This is a genomic window from Pseudescherichia sp. (assembly GCF_031998825.1).
Taxonomy (GTDB): domain Bacteria; phylum Pseudomonadota; class Gammaproteobacteria; order Enterobacterales; family Enterobacteriaceae; genus Pseudescherichia.
In genome coordinates, this window is record NZ_DAMACX010000025.1 from 39687 (window position 1) to 60133 (window position 20447).

A 20447-nucleotide genomic window follows, 5' to 3' on the forward strand; every position below is an offset into this window, starting at 1 on the left:
AATCTATTTGAAACGTTGTTTTAATACGAGAGGATACGATGAAGCGATATGCCCTTGTCGGAACCGGTGGTCGGGCCGGACTGTACATCTCTGCTATTGGCGGACAGTGGCGCGAAACGGCGCAGCTGGTTGCCTTCTGCGATACCAACCAGACGCGCATGGATTACGCCAACCAGCTGCTGCAAAGCAGCGACAGCGAGCCGGTATCAACGTGGAAAGCTGAGCAGTTTGAGGCGATGATCCGCGAAACGCGCCCGGACACGATTATCGTCACCACCATAGACCGTACCCACGACGACTATATCGTGCGGGCGCTGCGGGCTGGGTGTGACGTCATCACCGAAAAGCCAATGACCATTGATGAGCAACGTGCTCTGCGTATCCTCGACGCTATTGAAGAGACGGGCCGCAGCGTGCGCGTGGCCTTTAACTACCGCTATGCCCCGCACCACAGCAAGGTACGCGAGCTGCTGATGAACGGTACGATTGGCGAGGTCTACTCCGTCCATTTTGAGTGGCTGCTCAACACCGAGCACGGCGCGGACTACTTCCGCCGCTGGCACCGGGAGAAGCGCAACAGCGGCGGCCTGCTGGTGCATAAATCGACTCACCACTTTGACCTGATGAACTTCTGGCTGGGGAGCTATCCCGAGCGCGTCTATGCCGAGGGCGGGCTGCGCTTCTACGGTAAAGAGAATGCCGAGCGGCGGGGCGTCACGCAGTTCTATCCCCGTGCTCACGGCTATGAGCAGGCGAAAGCGGATCCCTTTGCACTGCAGATGGCCGATAACGCCCAGCTGAAAGCGCTCTATCTTGATGCCGAGCATGAGGATAACTACTTCCGCGACCAGAGCGTGTTTAGCGACGGCATTACCATCGAAGACACCATGTCGGTGTTGGTGAAGTACCAAAACCGGGTGCAGCTGACCTACTCCCTGAATGCCTATCTGCCCTGGGAGGGGTTGAACGTGGTGTTTAACGGCAGCGCGGGACGGCTGGAGATGAAGCTGGTGGAGAAATCCTACGTTAACGCTGGCGGCGCACGCGAGAACGAAGGGAGCCTGGAGGGATGCGATATTACCGTCTTCCCGATGTTTGCCGCGCCGTGGAAGGCGGAGTTCACCGTTGGCGAAGGTGGCCACGGCGGCGGGGATAACGCCATGCTGGCGGATCTGTTCGGCGAGCCGGGAGACGATCCGCTCAAGCGCGCCGCCGACCACCGGGCGGGAGCGATGTCGATCCTCACCGGCATCGCCGGGAATATCTCCATGCAGCAGCAGCGCCCGGTTAACTTCCGCGAGTTTGAGCTGGTTGCCCGGCTGAAGTAGACCCTACGCCGCTGGTCAGAACATGACTCTGGCGACCAGCGGCGCAATCAGCACCATCACCACCCCGGAGAGCATCATCACCAGGCTGGCAACGACGCCCTCCTGCTGGCCCAGCTCGTAGGATCGCGCCGTCCCTGCCCCGTGCGAGGCTGCGCCAAAGCCAGCCCCTTTCGCCATGCCTTCCCGGATGGCAAGGCGCAAAAACAGCATATCCCCCACCGCCATACCGAAGACGCCCGTTACTACTACAAACAGCGCCACCAGATCCGGCTGGCCTCCCAGCGGCCCGGCCGCCGCCAGCGCAAACGGCGTCGTGACCGAGCGCACCGCCAGGCTGCGCTGGATCTCATCGGGTAGGGTAAAAAGACGCGCCAGCCACACCGAGCTGGTCACTGCCACCACCGTCGCAGTGAAGGTCCCGGCGGTGAGCGACATCCAGTGACGCTTGATCATTGCCAGGTTGTCATAGACCGGCACGGCAAAGGCGATGGTTGCCGGACCGAGCAGCCACAGCAGCCAGTGCGTCTCGCCCATGTAGTTCTGGTAGGAGATATGGCCAAATACCAGCATCAGCACCAGCACAATCGGCGTGCAGACCAGCGGCATCAGAGGCAGAGTGCGAAAGCGGCGATAGAGTTTTTTATTGGCGAAGTAGATGAGTAGCGTGACGGCCAGGCAGAGCAGCCCCAGTTGAAAATCAGTCATGCTGCTGCCTACGGAGTTCGTAGCGATAGACCCTATCCACCACCCAGGCCGTTGCGCCTAAAACCAGCAAGGTGCTGAGGGCGATGACGGCGAAAATGCGCCAGCCGTCGATCAGCAGCAGCTGGGCGTAGTTCACCACCGCCACCACCGCAGGCACAAAAAAGAGCAGCATCTCGGCCAGCAGCCAGCTTGCTCCGGCCCGCACCCATTTCAGGGGAACGATCCGGCAGATAACCAGCGTCAGCAGAATAATCATTCCCACCAGGTTTGCAGGCAGCGGCAGGCTGAGCCACTGTACAAGATGCTGGGCCATGACAAAGAGTCCGGCATAGAGCAGCACCTGCAGCGGGATCTGGAGCCGACGCATTAGCGCAGGCGTAACACGGCGTAACGCCACGTCCATCAGGGTATGTCCATGAAATGTGATCGGAGACACAGTATAGAGAGCCACTACAGCGGGTTGAAATGAATTAAACTCATCGCAGACATAGTTAAAAGGAATAGTCATGGACATCAGAACGCTGCGCTATTTTGTGGAGGTCGTGCGCCAGCAGAGTTTCACCCGCGCAGCGGAGCGGTTGTTCGTCACCCAGCCCACCATTAGCAAGATGCTGAAAAACCTGGAGGATGAGCTGAACAGCACCCTGCTGATCCGCGACGGGCGTAGGCTGCTGCTCACCGATACTGGCCGGGTCGTATTTGAACGCGGCCAGGCGATCCTTGCCGAGTTCCGGCAGTTGGAGGCCGAGCTGGATGATATTCACCACCTCAACAAAGGGGTGCTGCGGCTGGGCATACCGCCGATGGTTGGCATGCTAATGGCCGGGCCCATCAGCCTGTTTCGCCAGCGCTATCCCGGCGTAGAGCTGAAAATTGCCGAATTTGGCGGCCTGACCGTCCAGCAGGCGGTAATGAACGGCGAGCTGGATCTGGCATTGACGGCGCTGCCGGTAGAGGAGGAGAGCGGCCTGACCACCCTGCCGCTGTTTAGCCACCCGTTGTGCGTGCTGGTCCCCCGCACCGGCGACTGGCTGAAGTGCGAGGCGGTATCGCCCGAGATGCTGGCCGAGCATCCGCTGCTGATCTACAACGAGGATTTTGCCCTCAGCCAGCAGCTGATGCGGCTTTTCAATCAGCACGATGTGAAGCCGCGCATCGCCGTGCGCAGCGGCCAGTGGGATTTTCTTGCCGCGATGGTGCAGGCCGGGGTCGGGATTGCGATTTTACCGGAGCCAATCTGCCAGCGGCTGGACAAGCAGACGCTGCGCTGGATCCCCTTGCAAAGTGATTTGCAGTGGCAACTGGGGATGATCTGGCGGGAGGGGGTCTATCTGTCGCACAGCGCCCAGGCATGGCTGACGTGCTGTGAGGGGTTCTGGTTACCGCAGCCATAAAAAATGCCGGGTGGCGGCTTCGCCTGACCCGGCCTACGGATTATGGACCTGTAGGCCCGGTAAGCGCAGCGCTACCGGGCAATACAATCACTTATTTTCTATCAGCAGCGCTTCCAGCAGGTCGAGGTCGTGCAGCATCTTCTGCATCGTCTCATTGCTGATCTGCCGCGTGGCGCGCAGGTGATACAACTCGGCACGCTCGGAGCGCAGCGCCGCCAGACGGAAGCGGCGTTCGAGGTTCTCTTCCTGCATCGACCCTTCGGCGTTGTTACGCCCATCGGCCCGGCGGCGCAGGTTACCGATCACCCGCGAGCTCACCTCGGTCAGCAGCTGGTTATCGATATTCTCTTCGCTGTTGGCCGCCAGTCGCTCCTGCATCTTCTGGATCGCCACAATCGCCACGTCGGCGGTTACAGAACGCGCCAGCCGCTCCTCCTTCGCCTGCTGAATATGGTCCCCGACCTCCATGTGCTGAAGCAGGATCGGCAGCATTACCACGCCGACAAACAGCGAGAAGAGGATCACACCGGCAGCGAGGAATACCAGCTCGTAGCGGGCCGGGAAGACGTTACCGTCCGGCAGCAGCAGCGGGATAGAGAGCACGCCCGCCAGGGTAATCGCTCCGCGCACCCCGGCGAAAGAGGCGATCAGCAGCTCGCGGGTGCTCCAGGAGCCAAACTCCATCGGCTTCTTGGTTAAGAAGCGCTGGCTGAACTTTTTCATTGTCCACAGCCAGCCGAAACGCACCAGCATCAGCGCGGCATAGATCAGCACGATGTCGGTAAACAGCATCCAGGTTTCGACGTTCGGGTCGGCCTCGGCGGCCACCAGCGAGGACTCAAGGATCCCTGGCAGCTGCAGGCCCAGCAGCAGGAACACCATACCGTTAAAGACAAACTCCAGCATCGACCAGGTGCTGTTGGCCCGCAAACGCATCGCCAGCGGCGCGCGGCGCATTACCCCGGAGCGGGTGATGGTCATCCCGGCAGCCACGGCGGCCAGAATGCCCGAGAAGCCAATGTGTTCTGCAATCAGATAAGAGGCAAACGGCAGCAGGAACAGCAGTACAATCTGCGTCGCTGGCTCATCGCCGCCCCAGCGGCTGAGGAAGCGCAGCGAGCGCCCGTACAGCCAGCTAACAATAAAGCCAGCCAGGATGCCGCCCACGGCTACCTTGAGGAATTCTACCGAGGCGCCGCCGACGGTAAACACCATCGTGCCCATCGCCACCGCGACGGCAAACTTCAGCGATACCAGGCCGGAGGCGTCGTTCATCAACGCCTCGCCCTGCAGAATGCCCATGATTTTTTTCGGGATGCGCCCTTCCCCAACGATGCCGGAGAGCGCCACGGCGTCGGTAGGTGACAGCACGGCCGCCAGCGCTAACGCCGGCACCAGCGGAATGCCCGGCACGATCCAGTAGATGAGAAAGCCGATGCCGACGACGGTAACCAGCACCAGCGCCAGCGCGAGACCGAGGATCTCCCGTCCGTGTTCAAGGAACTCCCGCGTCGGTGTTTTCCAGCCGTCGGCGAACAGCAGCGGCGGGATAAACAGCACCAGAAACAGCTCTGGATCGAACTCAACGTGCAGGCCAAAAGTTGGCAGCGCCAGCATCGCGCCGATGGCAATCTGCATCAGCGGTAGCGGGATCTGGAACGGTAGAACTCGCGTGATGACGCCGGAGAGAGAGACCACAAGGGTCATGATGAGAATGGTAAAGAATATTTCCATGCGTTCCCTGTTTGCGATGTTTTTTATAATCGAGATGTGACGAGCGATGACGAGGCATCATGCCTCTCATAATAGAACATGCAGGTTAACGCAAAGGAAACAAGATGTGCCTTAAAAAATAAAAATGGGCGGCCAGAGCCACCCATTTTTAGCAGCGGAGAGGCTTAGATTGCCCAGCCACCCGCGTAGAAAGCAACCAGCGCGATGGCGATCACCACCGTACCCATATTCAGACGACGCCATTCGCCGGAAACAATGCGGCCAATCACCAGCGAGGCAAAGCCAATCATGATGCCGGTAACGATGTTACAGGTCAGCACGATAAAGACGGCGGTGATCAGACCGGCCATCGCATCAACGAAATCGGCAAAGTCGATTTTTGCCACGTTGCTAAGCATCAGCAGGCCAACGTACATCAGCGCCGGTGCAGTCGCGTAGGCCGGGACCAGGTAGGAGAGCGGGGAGAGGAACAGGATCAGCAGGAACAGCACGCCGACGGTAATCGCCGTCAGGCCGGTCTTACCGCCCGCAGCCGTACCGGCCGCTGATTCGATATAGACTGCTGCCGGGGCCGCACCCACCAGACCGGAGAAGACGCTGCTCAGGGAGTCGGTGGTCAGCGCTTTACCGCCGTCGATAATCTGGCCATCTTTATCCAGCAGGTTAGCCTGCCCGGCTACCGCGCGGATGGTACCCGTGGCATCGAATACCGCCGTCATCACCAGCGCCAGCACGCTCGGCAGCACCAGCGGGTTCAGCGCGCCAACGATATCGAGGCTGCCAATCAGCGAGTTACCTTTATCGTCGCTCAGCGACGGCATAGCGAAAATACCGGAGAAGTGCACGCTCGGATCGAAAATCAGACCCACAATCGACACGCCGATGATGGTTAGCAGAATGCCGCCCGGCACCTTCAATTTCTCCAGGCCGATAATCACGGCCAGGCCAATCAGGGACATGATCACCGGGAAGCTGTCGAAGTTGCCCAGCGCTACCGGCAGCCCTTCGATTGGGTTTTTCACCACCAGACCGACGCCGTTGGCAGCGATCAGCAGCAGGAACAGACCGATACCGATCCCAGTGCCGTGCGCCACGCCCTGCGGCAGGTTGCGCAGGATCCAGCTACGAATGCCGGTGGCAGAGATCACGGTAAACAGCACCCCCATCAGGAACACCGCGCCAAGGGCGACCGGAACGCTGATCTGCTGGCCCAGCACCAGGCTGAAGGCGGTAAAGGCGGTCAGTGAGATGGCACAGCCAATTGCCAGCGGCAGGTTTGCCCATAGCCCCATGACGATAGAGCCCACACCGGCTACCAGACAGGTAGCAACAAACACCGCGGCGGGTGGAAAACCCGCTTTTCCTAGCATGCCCGGAACAACGATCACTGAGTAGACCATCGCGAGGAAGGTGGTTAACCCGGCGACCACTTCCTGACGGAGCGTGCTGCCACGAGCAGAAATTTTAAACCAGGCGTCAAGCGAACCGCCGGTACGCGCTGAAGGCGTAGACATAGAAAACATCCCCTGAAGAGTTTTATTTTTCGTTGTTTAGCGTGGTGGACAATCCACTGCCCGTTAAACGTCATCATTCCGAAACAGGTTGTGGCTAAGCAGAGCCACAAAAAGCAAACGTTTAACTCCGCGCAAACAAAACGGCTGTAAAAAAGGCAAACGATTATCTAGCCTTCACAGGGGGTATTTCAACTTAACTTTGCCGGTTTTTACTAAATTCCCCTTATGACGGCGAAAAACCAGGCAGAGGATGCGCAAACGTTATCGTCTATGCGCAACCTTGCAACATTTTTAGCCAGGCCCTCACCTGGTCATCGGCATCCATCATTTTTTAGAATGGTTACGCGCCGGGGAGTTCAAAGGGGCCGCCCTGGGCAATAGCGCGCTGCCAGGCCGGACGATTTTCGACGCGCGTTTTCCACGCCTGCAGATTTGGCAGATGGTCGACGCCGCCACGCGCCAGCAGGGCGAACACCGGGAAGCTCATCTGGATATCTGCCATGCTGGGCTGCTCGCCGGTGAACCACGGCTGGCTGCCAAGCTGCGACTCGATGTAGCGGGCATGAGTTTCAATCTGCTTATTAAGATACGCCTTCTGTACCCCTTCCCCCAGCGCCTTGCCAAGGGTGCGCAGGCCAAAAGGCACCGGCGGTTTACCCAGGCTGCCAAAGACCAGCTTCATCAGCAGGAGCGGCATCAACGATCCTTCGGCATAGTGCAACCAGAAACGGTACTGGAGCTTTTGCTGGATATCCGTCGGCTTAAGCTGGCCGCGGGTGTCATAGGTCTCCTGTAAATGTTCCAGAATCGCACCGGATTCAGCGATTATCGTACCGTTATCATCCAGCACCGGCGATTTCCCCAGCGGATGCACTTTTTTCAGCGCGTCCGGCGCCATCATGGTTTTTTCCCGCTGGTAGCGAACAATTTGGTAGGGCAGACCCAGCTCTTCCAGGGCCCAGAGGATGCGCTGCGAACGCGACTGGTTAAGATGATGTACGGTGATCACGGTTGTCTCCCGGTTTTATGCCAGCAACGCACTGTCTGGCCAGCGGTCATGTCTACTAACTATAGAAAACTGCACATGATGCGCGAAAAATTTCGGCAAAACGGGCGGCGATCCCGCTGGCAATTCAGGCCGGGTGGCATAGACTAAAAGTGTCAACACAAACCGGAACCTCAACAACGCGTTCGAGCGAGGGGTGTCGATGTCGGGGGAAACCCTCCTGTAAAATGAGCGGGATAGAGTGAAAGACAAAGACCGGAAATAACTAAAGCGCCCTTGTGGCGCTTTAGTTTTATCTATCGTTTACGTCATCTTCTAACAGCCGGGCGCCCGTTCCCTGCTCCCCTAACCTGTCGCCTGGGTTACGTAGCGGGCAGTCTCTGCGTGACAGGCAGCCACAGCCGATGCAGCCGTTAAGATCGTCGCGCAGTGCCTCAAGGGTGTGGATACGTCTGTCCAGCTCCTCACGCCACTGGAAAGAGAGCTGCTCCCATGTTTTCGCACTTAGCGTGTGGCCCGCAGGCAGCACGCTCAGGGCTTCGCCGATGGTGGCCAGCGGGATGCCGATGCGCTGAGCAATTTTTATAATAGCAACGTAGCGCAGCACGTCACGGGCGTAACGCCGCTGATTACCCTCGTTACGCACGCTCTTAATCAAGCCTTTACTCTCATAAAAGTGCAGGGCCGAGACCGCAACCCCACTACGCTTCGCGACCTCGCCAGGGGTCAGCATGGCTTTAATACGCGGCAATTTCTTTTCCATAAAGCGCTTTACCTCAAGTTAACTTGAGGAATTATACTCCGCTTCAGACCAAACGACGACTTCAGCACTGAAAAAGAGGCAGCAATATGTCCCATCAGCAAATTATTCATACGCTTACCGAATGGATTGATGAACATATCGACCAACCCCTGAACATTGATGTAGTGGCACAGAAATCTGGATACTCTAAGTGGTATTTGCAGCGGATGTTTCGTGCGGTGACTCACCAGACGCTCGGAGATTATATTCGTCAGCGGCGTCTGCTGATGGCGGCGGAAGCGCTACGCACCACGCAGCGCCCTATTTTTGATATTGCGATGGAGCTGGGATATGTGTCGCAGCAGACCTTTTCCCGCGTGTTTCGTCGGGAGTTTGATCGGACGCCAAGCGACTATCGCCATCAGATGTAGCGAGGGTGGTTCAGCGCAGCGGCTGTCGCAGCCACTCCATAAATTCCTGCGGCGACAGCGCCTTCGCGAAGTACCAGCCCTGGCAATACTGTACGCCACGTTTTAACAGCCAGGTTACCTGCTCCGAGGTTTCAACGCCTTCAGCGATAATCTTGAGGCGCAAGCTTTGCGCCATCTCAATGATGTGCTCCGCAATCAGGTGGCTGGTGCTGTTGGTGGTAAGCGTATCGATAAAGGATTTATCGATTTTCAGAATATCAACGTTCAGCGAATAGAGGTTGTGCAGGTTCGAGTAGCCGGTACCAAAATCATCAATCGCGACTTCATATCCGGCCTGGCGGAATGCCTGGATCACCGGCGTTGTTTTCGGTACATCAATAAATCCACGCTCGGTGACCTCAATCTTAATTTGCTGCGCCCGCACGTCATGCTGCTGGGCTTTATCAGAAATTAAGGCAATCAGGCGTGAGGAGTGAAAGTCTGATGCAGACAGGTTGATTGAGATATAGAGCTGCGGATTTTCTGACAAAAAGCGGCCTAAATCAGCAAACACTTCTTCGACAGCATAATCAGTTACCCGCTCAATTAGCCCCTCTTTTTCCGCTAGCGGAATAAATTCCGCCGGGCTCATCACCGGCCCTTCAAAACCCGGCCAGCGTAACAGGGCTTCCGCCCCCACACACTGTCCGGTTTTAATATCAATAATCGGTTGATAATTGAGCCGCAGCTGGCGTTTTAACAAGGCGCGATGCAACAAGCGGCGCGGGGAATTAAATTCCTGCTGGGTTCGGGACCACATCAGCAAAATAATAATGCTGCAAATCATCCCCAGCGGCAGAGTGAGCGTTGCCTGGTGATAAAGAAACTGGAAATAGCGATCGCTGGAGGTCGAGACAATAATCGCAATGGGGCGCTTTTCTGAGTTAGCGATGGTATAGAAGCGTCCGCCCTGCTGGAAGGTAAAATCGTTGTTCTGTATCAGACCCGCCAGTACCCGGGCATCCGCCGTCGGGCTAACCGAGAAGAACGCCTTGGTTATTGTGTCATATACGCCGTAGGCCAGCGAGGGATCGTCCGACATTACCTCGCTATAGGCCAGCGGATTAACCACCATGGCATAATGGCCGCGCTGCATATAGACCATCTTATAGCCAGCATAAAACGGGGTATCACGATAATAGTAGTTGGAGATATCCGGAGAGCGGGTATATTCCGCTGCGTGAATAATATAGGGTTCAGCAGGTGCCATTGAGGTAGAGCATAAAAAGCGATTGCCGTTGGCGTATATTATATCAGCAACGTAGAGCTGCCCGCGTATAATATTGAGCATATTATAGCGATGCGCCGGCGAACAGATCCTGCCATTAAACTTCTCTGCTTCACTGCGAGCAATATCAACCTGCTGGATAACCATTTCGGTCTTATCGAGCGCCAGCTGAGCAAATGAACGCAGCTGTATGCCGGTCTCTTTAACGGCGCGGATGTGGGCAAACCATAGCGCCAGCATCACAGGCAGCAAAACTACCATGATGATCCCGACAATCCTTAGCGCCTTGCGGCGTGCGCTATGATTCATTTCTGCCCTATATCCCTGCTTTATGTGTGCCTGCATTGTCGGCAGGAAGCTTTGATAAACAGGTGATTACGTTGCATGAATCATCAGACATTAGCAACCGACTTTTATCATTAAAAACCTAATATTTGGTTATGACGATAATATTTGTCCGTAAGCCAAACTAAAAGTGTTCGCCCTGTTTATATTAAAGGAAATAATTATCCAGCTACCGTTGGGGGTTTTCCGTTAACGCAACAGGGGATCGCTGATTAAGCCAAACTGCCAGTGCGGTAAAAAAAGAATCCTCCCTGCGTTTATTTTTTCGTCTGTGGAAATCCGCATTGAGCGAATAATGTTCGCACCCGATCTCCACACTATTGGCATGGTTAAAAAGTGGCCAAAAAAGCGGTTACATGACTGGCTAATAAAAAAGCAAATGTGATATAGTTCACATATCTTATGAAACCAAAAGAGCGTTTCATTTTATCCTGTCTGTTCCTGCGAGCCTCACCACCACGTAAGCGGCCCGCAAACGTGTGAGGTTACAAACTATGGCCACCTTTACGACTAGCGTTGTTCTGCTGCGCTGGCAGCTCATGAGCGCAATCCTGATGTTTTTAGCCAGCTCGCTGAACATCAGGTTCCGTAAATCCGACTATATTGGTCTGGCAATCGTCAGCAGCGGCCTTGGCGTGGTAGCTGCCTGCTGGTTTGCCACCGGACTGTTGGGCATCACTTTGGTCGACGTGGCCACTATCTGGCACAACATCAAAAGCGTGATGATTGAGGTCGCCAGCCATGCACCGCCAGAGTGGCCGGTGGTAATGACCTGAGTTAGAAAACAAAAAACCCCGACGCGTCGGGGTTTTTTTATGACTCACGCTGAATCAGCGCAGGATCAGAACGGGATGTCGTCGTCGAAGTCCATCGGCGGCTCGTTAGACGGCGCCGGAGCGGACTGCTGCGGACGCTGCTGTGCGCCGCCGCTGAACTGGTTCTGGTTACCGCCCTGCGGCTGCTGAGGCTGACCCCAACCGCCCTGCTGGCCGCCGCCCTGCTGACCGCCTGCCGGTGCACCGCCGCCCTGACGGCCGCCGAGCATCTGCATGGTGCCGCCCACGTTCACCACCACTTCCGTGGTGTATTTTTCCGCGCCGGACTGATCGGTCCATTTGCGGGTGCGCAGGGCGCCTTCGATGTAGACCTGAGAACCTTTACGCAGATACTCACCGGCCACCTCGGCCAGTTTGCCAAACAGCACAACCCGGTGCCATTCGGTCTGCTCTTTCATCTCACCGGTCGCTTTATCACGCCAGGATTCGGAAGTAGCCAGCGTAATGTTGGCTACTGCGCCCCCATTCGGCATGTAGCGTACTTCCGGGTCCTGGCCCAGATTACCGACGAGAATCACCTTGTTTACGCCTCTGCTGGCCATGGTTGTGTCTCCTGAATACGTTTCTTAATCTCAATAGTGTAAGCGCGCGATTGTAACTTACCAAGCGACGCTTTGATACCTTGCGAGAAGGATTCCAGTAATCCTCCCGCCGTGCGCTATTTTCGCACAAATGCGCCCGGGATGCATTCTTATACTGTATATCCATTCAGGTTTTTTTGTGTCATAATTAACCGTTTCAGTTCAGTTCGCCGGATGTCCTTCAAACATACCGAGCGCCGAGTCTCTTACCGGGAAAGGTGAATGGATAAGATAGAAGTACGGGGCGCGCGCACCCACAATCTCAAGAATATCAATCTCGTTATCCCACGCGACAAGCTGATTGTCGTGACCGGGCTTTCAGGTTCAGGTAAATCATCCCTGGCTTTCGACACTCTCTACGCCGAAGGCCAGCGGCGCTACGTTGAATCGCTCTCCGCCTATGCGCGCCAGTTCCTGTCGTTAATGGAAAAGCCGGATGTCGATCACATCGAAGGGCTGTCGCCCGCGATCTCCATTGAGCAGAAGTCGACCTCGCACAACCCGCGCTCTACGGTCGGGACCATTACTGAGATCCACGACTACCTGCGCCTGCTGTTTGCCCGCGTGGGCGAACCGCGCTGCCCGGATCACAATGTGCCGCTGGATGCACAGACCGTCAGCCAGATGGTGGATAACGTGCTGTCGCAGCCGGAGGGCAAGCGCCTGATGCTGCTTGCGCCGATTATCAAAGAGCGTAAGGGCGAGCACACCAAGACGCTGGAGAACCTGGCAAGCCAGGGCTATATCCGTGCGCGTATCGATGGTGAAGTGTGCGACCTCTCGGATCCGCCGAGCCTTGAACTGCATAAAAAACATACTATTGAAGTGGTCATCGACCGCTTTAAGGTGCGGGACGATCTGACCCAGCGCCTGGCAGAGTCCTTTGAAACTGCGCTGGATCTCTCCGGTGGCACGGCAATTGTCGCCGATATGGACGATGATAAGGTCGAAGAGCTGCTCTTCTCGGCCAACTTTGCCTGCCCGATCTGCGGCTACAGCATGAACGAGCTGGAACCGCGTATGTTCTCCTTCAACAACCCGGCCGGTGCCTGTCCGACCTGTGACGGGTTGGGCGTGCAGCAGTATTTCGATCCGGATCGCGTGATCCAGAACCCGGAGCTGTCGCTGTCCGGCGGCGCAATTCGCGGCTGGGATCGCCGTAACTTTTATTATTTCCAGATGCTGCGTTCGCTGGCGGATCACTACAAGTTTGATGTTGATGATGCCTGGGAGAGCCTGAGCGCGTCGGTGCAAAAAGTGGTGCTGTTCGGCTCCGGTAAAGAGAGCATCGAATTTAAATACATGAACGATCGCGGTGACACCTCCGTGCGCCGCCATCCGTTTGAAGGCGTCCTGCACAATATGGAGCGCCGTTACAAAGAGACCGAGTCCAGCGCGGTACGCGAAGAGCTGGCGAAGTTTATCAGCAACCGTCCGTGCGCCTCCTGCGACGGCACACGCCTGCGTCGTGAAGCACGCCACGTCTTCGTGGAGAACACGCCGCTACCGGCTATCTCTGACATGAGCATCGGCCACGCGATGGACTTCTTCAACAACCTTAAGCTGGCGGGCCAGCGGGCGAAGATCGCCGAGAAGGTGCTGAAGGAGATTGGCGATCGCCTGAAGTTCCTGGTGAACGTCGGCCTTAACTACCTGACTCTCTCCCGCTCGGCGGAGACGCTCTCCGGCGGTGAAGCGCAGCGTATTCGTCTGGCGAGCCAGATCGGTGCCGGTCTGGTTGGGGTAATGTACGTGCTGGATGAGCCGTCTATCGGCCTGCACCAGCGCGACAACGAACGTCTGCTGGGCACGCTGATCCACCTGCGTGACCTTGGCAACACGGTGATTGTGGTTGAGCATGATGAAGACGCGATCCGCGCCGCCGACCACGTGATTGATATCGGCCCAGGCGCAGGCGTTCACGGGGGTCAGGTGGTGGCGGAAGGCCCGCTGGATGCCATCATGGCGGTGCCGGAGTCGTTAACCGGGCAGTTTATGAGCGGCAAGCGGCAGATCGCCGTGCCGAAAGAGCGCGTGCCTGCCGATCCGTCGAAGGTGCTGAAACTCTCTGGCGCACGCGGTAACAACCTGAAGGATGTGACGCTGACCCTGCCGGTAGGCCTGTTTACCTGTATCACTGGCGTCTCCGGCTCGGGTAAATCGACCCTGATCAACGACACCCTGTTCCCGATTGCCCAGCGCCAGCTTAACGGTGCGACTATCGCCGAGCCGGCACCCTACCGTGAGGTTCAGGGCCTGGAGCACTTCGATAAGGTAATCGATATCGACCAGAGCCCGATTGGCCGTACTCCGCGCTCAAACCCGGCGACCTATACCGGCGTCTTTACGCCGGTGCGTGAGCTGTTTGCTGGCGTGCCGGAATCGCGCTCGCGTGGCTATACGCCGGGGCGTTTCAGCTTTAACGTGCGCGGCGGCCGCTGCGAAGCCTGCCAGGGCGATGGCGTGATCAAGGTCGAGATGCACTTCCTGCCGGATATCTACGTGCCGTGCGACCAGTGCAAAGGCAAACGCTATAACCGCGAAACGCTGGAGATCAAATACAAGGGCAAGAGCATTCACGAAGTGCTGGATATGACCATCGAAGAGGCGCGTGAGTTCTTTGATGCCGTTCCGGCGCTGGCGCGCAAGCTGCAAACCCTGATGGACGTGGGTCTCTCCTACATCCGTCTCGGTCAGTCTGCTACCACGCTCTCCGGCGGTGAGGCCCAGCGCGTGAAGCTGGCGCGTGAGCTGTCAAAACGCGGTACCGGTCAGACGCTCTATATTCTGGATGAGCCGACCACCGGCCTGCACTTTGCCGACATCCAGCAGCTGCTGGAAGTGCTGCACCAGCTGCGCGATCAGGGCAACACCATCGTAGTGATTGAGCACAACCTTGACGTGATCAAGACCGCGGACTGGATTGTCGATCTCGGCCCGGAAGGGGGCAGCGGCGGCGGCGAGATCCTCGTCTCCGGCACGCCGGAAACGGTCGCAGAGTGCGAAGCCTCGCACACTGCCCGCTTCCTTAAACCGATGCTGAAATAGTTAGACGGAAAGCTGCTGCCTGATGGTGTCAGGCAGCGCTTCCACCGCCAGCTTATAGGACGCATCCACCAGATAGTAAATCTGCGACTTCGGCAGCGATCCATCGAGGAATACCGTACTCCAGTGCGCCTTATTCAAACGCGCGCTCGGCCGCACGTCTGCATTTTCACTCCGCAATAGCTCGGCCAGCTCCGGACTGGTTTTCAGCGATACCGCCGGGCGGTTATCAACGTCATGCACCATCGCAAATAGCACGTCTGCCACTTTGATCTGCGTAGCCTTCCAGTCGCTGTGTACGCTCTGCTCCGCGCCTGGTTTATCCATGCAGTAGGTCAGCAGTTCCGAATTGATCATTTCTCTTCCCCTTGTAGTGTTGCGATGATTTTGCGCGATCCGCCGTGAATGCGGTGCTCTCCCAGCCAGATGCCCTGCCACGTCCCCAGCTGTACACGACCGTTCTGCACCGGCAGCAGCAGCGATACGCCAAGCGTGGAAGATTTGATGTGAGAAGGCATATCGTCCGGCCCCTCAGCGTCGTGCTCGTAGCGGGCGCTGTCCGGCACGGCCTGCAGAAAGTGCTGCTCCATGTCGTAACGCACGGTGGGATCGCAATTTTCATTCAGCGTGAGAGAGGCGGAGGTGTGCTGTAGCAGCAGGTGCAACAAACCCGTTTTGATGCGGCTAAGGGAAGGAATTTGTTCCAGCACCTCGTCCGTCACCAGATGGAAACCGCGTGGCTTTGCGCCAAGCCTGAGAGTTTGTTGATACCACATAGCGTGCTCCAGAGTTAATTCACCTGATGCTAAGTGTGTAACACCCAGGGCAGAACAGCCAGAAAAGGAACAAAATAAGGCAACCTGGCGATTGCCTTTTGACAATCAATACTCGGAGTTAGCGATAACCTCTTCGCCATACATCCCCGCCTGCGGCATGGGGCGGTAGGTAGAGTTAGAGGCGCGCAGCACGCGAATGCCTCGTGCGCCTACTTCTCGTGCGGCGCTGATGTCGTTATCCGAGTCGCCGTAGAACAGCTTTATCTGCTTATCCTGTAGCCACTGGGTCTTGGTGTTCTGGCCCGGCTGGTCGCCGGCAAAAATCACCGGATTCATATTCTCGGCGGGGATCTGAAAATCATCCTGCAGCGTTTTTGACACGGTCTCGGTTTTAGTCTGGCTGCGACCGGTAACGAAGTAGATCGCATCGCCGCGTTTGACGTGCATTGCGAGCAGCGCCCGTGCGACCTCTTTGGGGATGCTGTACTCATCCCAGCCGTTGTTCATCTTCTCCCAGAAGGCGGGATTGTGGAGGTACTCTTCACTCTGCGGTGAAAAGGTCTCTTTGCCCCGCCAGAAGCCAGGGCTTGAGAAGAGCACGGTATCATCGATATCAAACCCAACGGCCATCGGCGGGCGGCCCTGGAGGCTGTTTTCAATCTGGGCGACCGAGACCCAATGAATGGGCGCTTGCTCAGCCAGTTTCGCGACGTTGGTTCCCGGATAGAGCGGCGAAGGAGAGGAGGCGTGCGCGCTGGCAGCACCTACGGTAAACAGCAGACATAATGCACTCAGTGCGAGGGGCATTTTACGCATATTCATCCTTAAACATTATAATTAGGTAGAATTTCCCCCGGCCTTTTGCCGGGGAAGGCGCGTATTATGCCATCACAGCGGCAAAGGCCTGTGCGACGCGGTGCACATTACTGCTATTCAGACCAGCAAGGCACATACGTCCGCTGGCGATCAGATAGACACCAAACTCTTCACGCAGTCGAGTCACCTGTGCCGCACTGAGGCCGGTATAGCTGAACATGCCGCGCTGCTGCAACAGATAGTCAAAGTTATGCCCCGGCACCGCCTCGCGTAGAACCTTAACCAGCTCCTGACGCATGGCAGAGATGCGCAGACGCATCGTTTCAACTTCCGCCAGCCACTGGGCTTTCAGGGTCGCGTCCCCCAGGACGGTCGCCACGACCTGCGCGCCGAAGTTTGGCGGGCTGGAGTAGTTGCGGCGTACGGTGGCTTTCAGCTGTCCCAGCACACGCCCGGCGGTTTCTTCATCTTCACAGACAATGGACAGGCCACCGACGCGCTCGCCGTAGAGAGAGAAGATCTTCGAGAAGGAGTTGCTCACCAGCGCGGGCAGGCCAGCATCAGCGATGGCGCGAATAGCGTAGGCATCCTCTTCCATCCCGGCACCAAAGCCCTGATAGGCGATATCGAGGAACGGGATCAGCTCACGCGATTTCAGCACCTCAATCACCGCATCCCACTGCGGATTGGTCAGGTCAGCCCCGGTGGGGTTGTGGCAGCACGGATGCAGCAGAACGATGCTGCGGGCAGGCAGGCTTTGCAGCGTTGCCAGCAGAGCCTCGACGCGCACGCCGTTGGTTTCGCTATCAAACCATGGGTAAGTACTTACTTCGAACCCGGCACCCTCAAAAATAGCAATGTGGTTTTCCCAGGTCGGATCGCTGACCCAGACGCCAGAGTCAGGGAAGTAGCGTTTCAGAAAGTCGGCTCCTACCTTTAACGCACCGGAGCCGCCGAGAGTCTGGATAGTCGCCACGCGGTTCGCCTTCAGCACCGGATGTTCAGCACCAAAAAGCAGCGGCGCAATGGTGTGACGGTAGCCCGGCAGGCCCTCCATCGGCAGGTAGAGCGATGCGCCGTGCGGCTGGGCGTTCAGGCGTGCCTCCGCTTCGGCCACGGCCTGAAGCTGTGGGATCAGGCCATCTTCGTTATAGTAGAGGCCGATGCTGAGATTTACTTTATCGCTACGGGGATCCTCTTTGAAACGCTCCATCAGCGTCAGGATGGGGTCGCCAGCGTAGGCGTCAACTTTTTGAAACACGCGGTGGTTCTCCAGATTTACAGGCGGGGGTAGTAAACACAATAAACCGGAAGCGGATAGAGATCGAGGAGTTGTTAGCATTTCCAGGCCCGGCAAGCGCAGCGCCGCCGGGCGCAATCATTAATCTACATATTGCATCGCGACTCGCGATGTGAGCCGCGTAATAAGTTCGTAAGCGCTTACTTTTGTAATCTCAGCGATGCGCTCTACCGGCAGCCCTTCGCCCCACATCACCACCGGATCGCCTGCGCGCTCGTGGGCGTCTGGTCCAAGGTCAACGCAGATCATATCCATTGCCACGCGCCCGACAATAGGCACTTCACGGCCGTTGATCAGCACCGGCGTACCGGACGGCGCAGCGCGGGGATAGCCATCACCGTAGCCCATCGCCACGACGCCGAGACGCGTATCGCGCTCGCTGGTCCAGGTTCCGCCGTAGCCCACCGGCTCGCCTGCACGATGCGGACGTACGGCGATCAGTTTGGAGGTCAGGGACATCACTGGCTGGAAACCAAAATCGGCTCCCCAGGGTTTTTGATCCAACGGCGAGACACCGTAGAGAATGATGCCGGGGCGCACCCAATCAAAGTGGGCCTGCGGCCAGAGCAGAATGCCGCCGGAGGCCGCAATAGAGCGCAGGCCCGGCTTGCCTTCGGTGAAGGTGGTGAAGATATCCAGCTGCTGCTCGGTTGCGCCGCACTCTGGCTCATCGGCGCGGGCAAAGTGGCTGACGATATTCACCGGCTGGCGCACGTTTTTACAGGCGCAGAGCCGCTGGTAGAATGCGCTGGCCTCTTCGGGACGTACACCCAGCCGGTGCATGCCGGTATCGAGCTTCATCCAGACGGTGATGGGTTCGGGGAGCTCTGCCCTCTCCAGCGCTTCCAGCTGCTCGGCACTGTGCACGGCGGTGTGCAGCTGTTGGGCAGAGAGCGTGGGGAGATCGTTAGCGGAAAAAAAACCCTCCAGCAGCAGGATCGGCTGAGTAATGCCGCCCTCACGCAGCTGCAGGGCCTCTTCAAGACGGGCAACGCCAAAGGCGTCGGCGTCGGGGAGCGTTCGCGCGGTCTCAAGGAGACCGTGTCCGTAAGCGTTCGCTTTCACCACTGCAACCAGTTTGCTGGCGGGAGCCAGTTCGCGCAGGCGTTGCAGATTGTGTCGCAGAGCGCGGCGGTTAACTATTACGGTTGCCGCTTGCATGTTATTCCTTATCACTCTTCATCATACTGTGGCCCGGCATAATTATCGAAGCGCGACCACTGCCCGTTAAAGGTCAGACGTACCGTACCAATCGGACCGTTACGCTGCTTACCAATAATAATTTCCGCGATGCCTTTCAGATCGCTGTTCTCGTGGTACACCTCATCACGATAGATAAACATGATCAGGTCGGCATCCTGCTCGATAGAGCCGGATTCACGCAGGTCGGAGTTGACCGGGCGCTTGTCGGCACGCTGTTCCAGAGAGCGGTTAAGCTGCGACAGGGCCACCACCGGCACCTGTAACTCTTTCGCCAGCGCCTTCAGCGAGCGGGAGATCTCTGCGATCTCCAGCGTACGGTTGTCGGAGAGCGACGGGACGCGCATCAGCTGGAGGTAGTCGATCATGATCATGCTCAGACCGTCATGTTCACGGAAAATGCGTCGGGCGCGGGAGCGTACCTCGGTCGGCGTCAGGCCGGAGGAGTCGTCGATATACATGTTACGCTTCTCCAGCAGGATGCCCATGGTGCCGGAGATTCGCGCCCAGTCCTCATCGTCGAGCTGACCGGTACGAATGCGGGTCTGATCGACGCGGGAGAGCGACGCCAGCATACGCATCATGATCTGCTCGGCGGGCATCTCGAGGCTGAAGATCAGCACCGGCTTATCCTGGAGCATCGCGGCGTTTTCGCACAGGTTCATCGCGAAGGTGGTCTTACCCATCGACGGACGCGCCGCCACGATGATCAGATCCGAGCGCTGCAGGCCCGCCGTTTTCTTGTTCAGATCCTGATAGCCGGTATCAACGCCGGTAACGCCGTCGTGGGGCTGCTGAAACAGCTGCTCAATACGCGCAACGGTGGCCTCAAGGATCTGATCGATGCTTTTCGGCCCTTCGTCCTTATTCGCCCGATTTTCAGCAATCTGGAAAACGCGGGATTCGGCGAGGTCGAGCAGATCTTCGCTGGTACGGCCCTGAGGGTCAAAGCCCGCAGTGGCGATCTCGTTGGCTACCGAGATCATCTCACGTACTACCGCACGTTCGCGTACGATGTCGGCATAGGCGCTGATGTTCGCCGCGCTTGGCGTATTTTTTGATAACTCTGCTAAATAGGCAAACCCGCCTACGCTGTCCAGCTGACCCTGCTGCTCCAGCGACTCCGCCAGGGTGATCAGGTCGATGGGCTTGCTCATCTCCTGCAGGCGGTGCATCTCAGTGAAGATGTGTCGGTGCGGGCGGGTATAGAAATCTTCCGCAACAACGCGCTCGGCAACGTCGTCCCAGCGTTCGTTATCCAGCATTAAACCGCCCAACACCGACTGCTCCGCTTCGATTGAGTGTGGCGGCACTTTCATCCCCTCGACTTGCATATCGCGGGGTTCAGTCTGTTTGTTGAAGGGTTTATTTCCTGCCATAGTGAATGGAGTACCGAGATAAATTGTGGGTCGAAATTTTATCACATT

General features: G+C 57.4%; 19 protein-coding genes. 5 read left to right on the forward strand and 14 right to left on the reverse strand.

All coding sequences use genetic code 11. The features are described 5' to 3' along the window. The first annotated feature begins 38 nt into the window (after positions 1 to 38). Entirely contained in the window at positions 39 to 1328 is a 1290-nt protein-coding gene (locus RTP97_RS12980) for a Gfo/Idh/MocA family oxidoreductase (protein WP_312414218.1), read from the forward strand. Positions 1329 to 1343: 15 nt separating this feature from the next. Here the strand turns inward: RTP97_RS12980 and RTP97_RS12985 are convergent, their stop codons facing one another. Both RTP97_RS12985 and RTP97_RS12990 read right to left on the reverse strand, forming a co-directional pair. Beyond that, entirely contained in the window at positions 1344 to 2033 is a 690-nt protein-coding gene (locus RTP97_RS12985) for an LrgB family protein (protein ID WP_312414221.1), read from the reverse strand. Continuing rightward, complete coding sequence (locus RTP97_RS12990; RefSeq protein WP_312414223.1) at positions 2026 to 2436, reverse strand: CidA/LrgA family protein; 411 nt, start codon at positions 2434 to 2436, stop codon at positions 2026 to 2028. Before RTP97_RS12990 ends, RTP97_RS12985 begins: the two co-directional genes overlap by 8 nt. Before the next feature lie 103 nt (positions 2437 to 2539). Between RTP97_RS12990 and RTP97_RS12995 the strand changes: the two genes are divergently transcribed. Beyond that, the gene (locus RTP97_RS12995; RefSeq protein WP_312414225.1) at positions 2540 to 3427 is read left to right on the forward strand and encodes a LysR family transcriptional regulator; all 888 of its coding nucleotides are present in this window, start codon (positions 2540 to 2542) and stop codon (positions 3425 to 3427) included. An 87-nt stretch (positions 3428 to 3514) separates the two neighbouring features. Here RTP97_RS12995 and RTP97_RS13000 read toward each other — a convergent pair whose 3' ends face one another. The 4 genes from RTP97_RS13000 to soxR form a co-directional block, all read right to left on the reverse strand. Continuing rightward, a complete protein-coding gene (locus tag RTP97_RS13000; RefSeq protein ID WP_312414227.1) occupies positions 3515 to 5161 on the reverse strand; it encodes a Na+/H+ antiporter in 1647 nt (548 codons plus the stop codon). Positions 5162 to 5325: 164 nt separating this feature from the next. Beyond that, positions 5326 to 6675 carry an NCS2 family permease gene (locus tag RTP97_RS13005; protein WP_312414230.1) on the reverse strand — a complete coding sequence of 450 codons (1350 nt, stop codon included), beginning with the start codon at positions 6673 to 6675 and terminating at the stop codon, positions 5326 to 5328. Between the two features lie 340 nt (positions 6676 to 7015). After that, positions 7016 to 7684 carry a glutathione S-transferase gene (locus RTP97_RS13010; RefSeq protein WP_312414232.1) on the reverse strand — a complete coding sequence of 223 codons (669 nt, stop codon included), beginning with the start codon at positions 7682 to 7684 and terminating at the stop codon, positions 7016 to 7018. A 289-nt stretch (positions 7685 to 7973) separates the two neighbouring features. After that, complete coding sequence (gene soxR, locus RTP97_RS13015; protein WP_312414235.1) at positions 7974 to 8444, reverse strand: redox-sensitive transcriptional activator SoxR; 471 nt, start codon at positions 8442 to 8444, stop codon at positions 7974 to 7976. 86 nt (positions 8445 to 8530) lie between these two features. On the opposite strand from soxR, the gene soxS reads away from it, so the two are divergent. Further along, positions 8531 to 8854, forward strand: coding sequence for a superoxide response transcriptional regulator SoxS (soxS, locus tag RTP97_RS13020; RefSeq protein WP_312414238.1), 324 nt, complete (start codon positions 8531 to 8533; stop codon positions 8852 to 8854). A 10-nt stretch (positions 8855 to 8864) separates the two neighbouring features. Here soxS and RTP97_RS13025 read toward each other — a convergent pair whose 3' ends face one another. Next, the gene (locus tag RTP97_RS13025; RefSeq protein ID WP_312414242.1) at positions 8865 to 10430 is read right to left on the reverse strand and encodes an EAL domain-containing protein; all 1566 of its coding nucleotides are present in this window, start codon (positions 10428 to 10430) and stop codon (positions 8865 to 8867) included. A 530-nt stretch (positions 10431 to 10960) separates the two neighbouring features. Here RTP97_RS13025 and RTP97_RS13030 point away from each other — a divergent pair. Then, positions 10961 to 11242 carry a YjcB family protein gene (locus RTP97_RS13030; RefSeq protein WP_312414245.1) on the forward strand — a complete coding sequence of 94 codons (282 nt, stop codon included), beginning with the start codon at positions 10961 to 10963 and terminating at the stop codon, positions 11240 to 11242. A gap of 65 nt (positions 11243 to 11307) precedes the next feature. Here the strand turns inward: RTP97_RS13030 and ssb1 are convergent, their stop codons facing one another. Further along, positions 11308 to 11844, reverse strand: coding sequence for a single-stranded DNA-binding protein SSB1 (ssb1, locus tag RTP97_RS13035; RefSeq protein WP_312414248.1), 537 nt, complete (start codon positions 11842 to 11844; stop codon positions 11308 to 11310). Between the two features lie 261 nt (positions 11845 to 12105). On the opposite strand from ssb1, the gene uvrA reads away from it, so the two are divergent. Then, entirely contained in the window at positions 12106 to 14931 is a 2826-nt protein-coding gene (gene uvrA, locus RTP97_RS13040) for an excinuclease ABC subunit UvrA (protein ID WP_312414251.1), read from the forward strand. Here uvrA and RTP97_RS13045 read toward each other — a convergent pair whose 3' ends face one another. The 6 genes from RTP97_RS13045 to dnaB all read right to left on the reverse strand — a co-directional run bounded on the left by RTP97_RS13045 (position 14932) and on the right by dnaB (position 20399). Next, positions 14932 to 15285 (reverse strand): MmcQ/YjbR family DNA-binding protein, encoded by a 354-nt coding sequence (locus RTP97_RS13045; RefSeq protein ID WP_312414254.1) that lies wholly within the window; start codon positions 15283 to 15285, stop codon positions 14932 to 14934. Beyond that, entirely contained in the window at positions 15282 to 15704 is a 423-nt protein-coding gene (locus tag RTP97_RS13050; protein WP_312414257.1) for a secondary thiamine-phosphate synthase enzyme YjbQ, read from the reverse strand. The genes RTP97_RS13045 and RTP97_RS13050 overlap by 4 nt, the downstream gene beginning before the upstream one ends. A gap of 105 nt (positions 15705 to 15809) precedes the next feature. Continuing rightward, positions 15810 to 16520: an acid phosphatase AphA gene (gene aphA, locus RTP97_RS13055; protein WP_312414260.1), complete on the reverse strand. Its 711-nt coding sequence runs from the start codon at positions 16518 to 16520 to the stop codon at positions 15810 to 15812. A gap of 64 nt (positions 16521 to 16584) precedes the next feature. Then, on the reverse strand, positions 16585 to 17781 hold the full coding sequence (tyrB, locus tag RTP97_RS13060; protein ID WP_312414262.1) for an aromatic amino acid transaminase: 1197 nt from the start codon (positions 17779 to 17781) through the stop codon (positions 16585 to 16587). A 120-nt stretch (positions 17782 to 17901) separates the two neighbouring features. Next, positions 17902 to 18981 carry an alanine racemase gene (gene alr, locus RTP97_RS13065; protein WP_312414265.1) on the reverse strand — a complete coding sequence of 360 codons (1080 nt, stop codon included), beginning with the start codon at positions 18979 to 18981 and terminating at the stop codon, positions 17902 to 17904. A gap of 11 nt (positions 18982 to 18992) precedes the next feature. Beyond that, a complete protein-coding gene (gene dnaB, locus RTP97_RS13070; RefSeq protein WP_154058268.1) occupies positions 18993 to 20399 on the reverse strand; it encodes a replicative DNA helicase in 1407 nt (468 codons plus the stop codon). Positions 20400 to 20447: the final 48 nt, after the last annotated feature.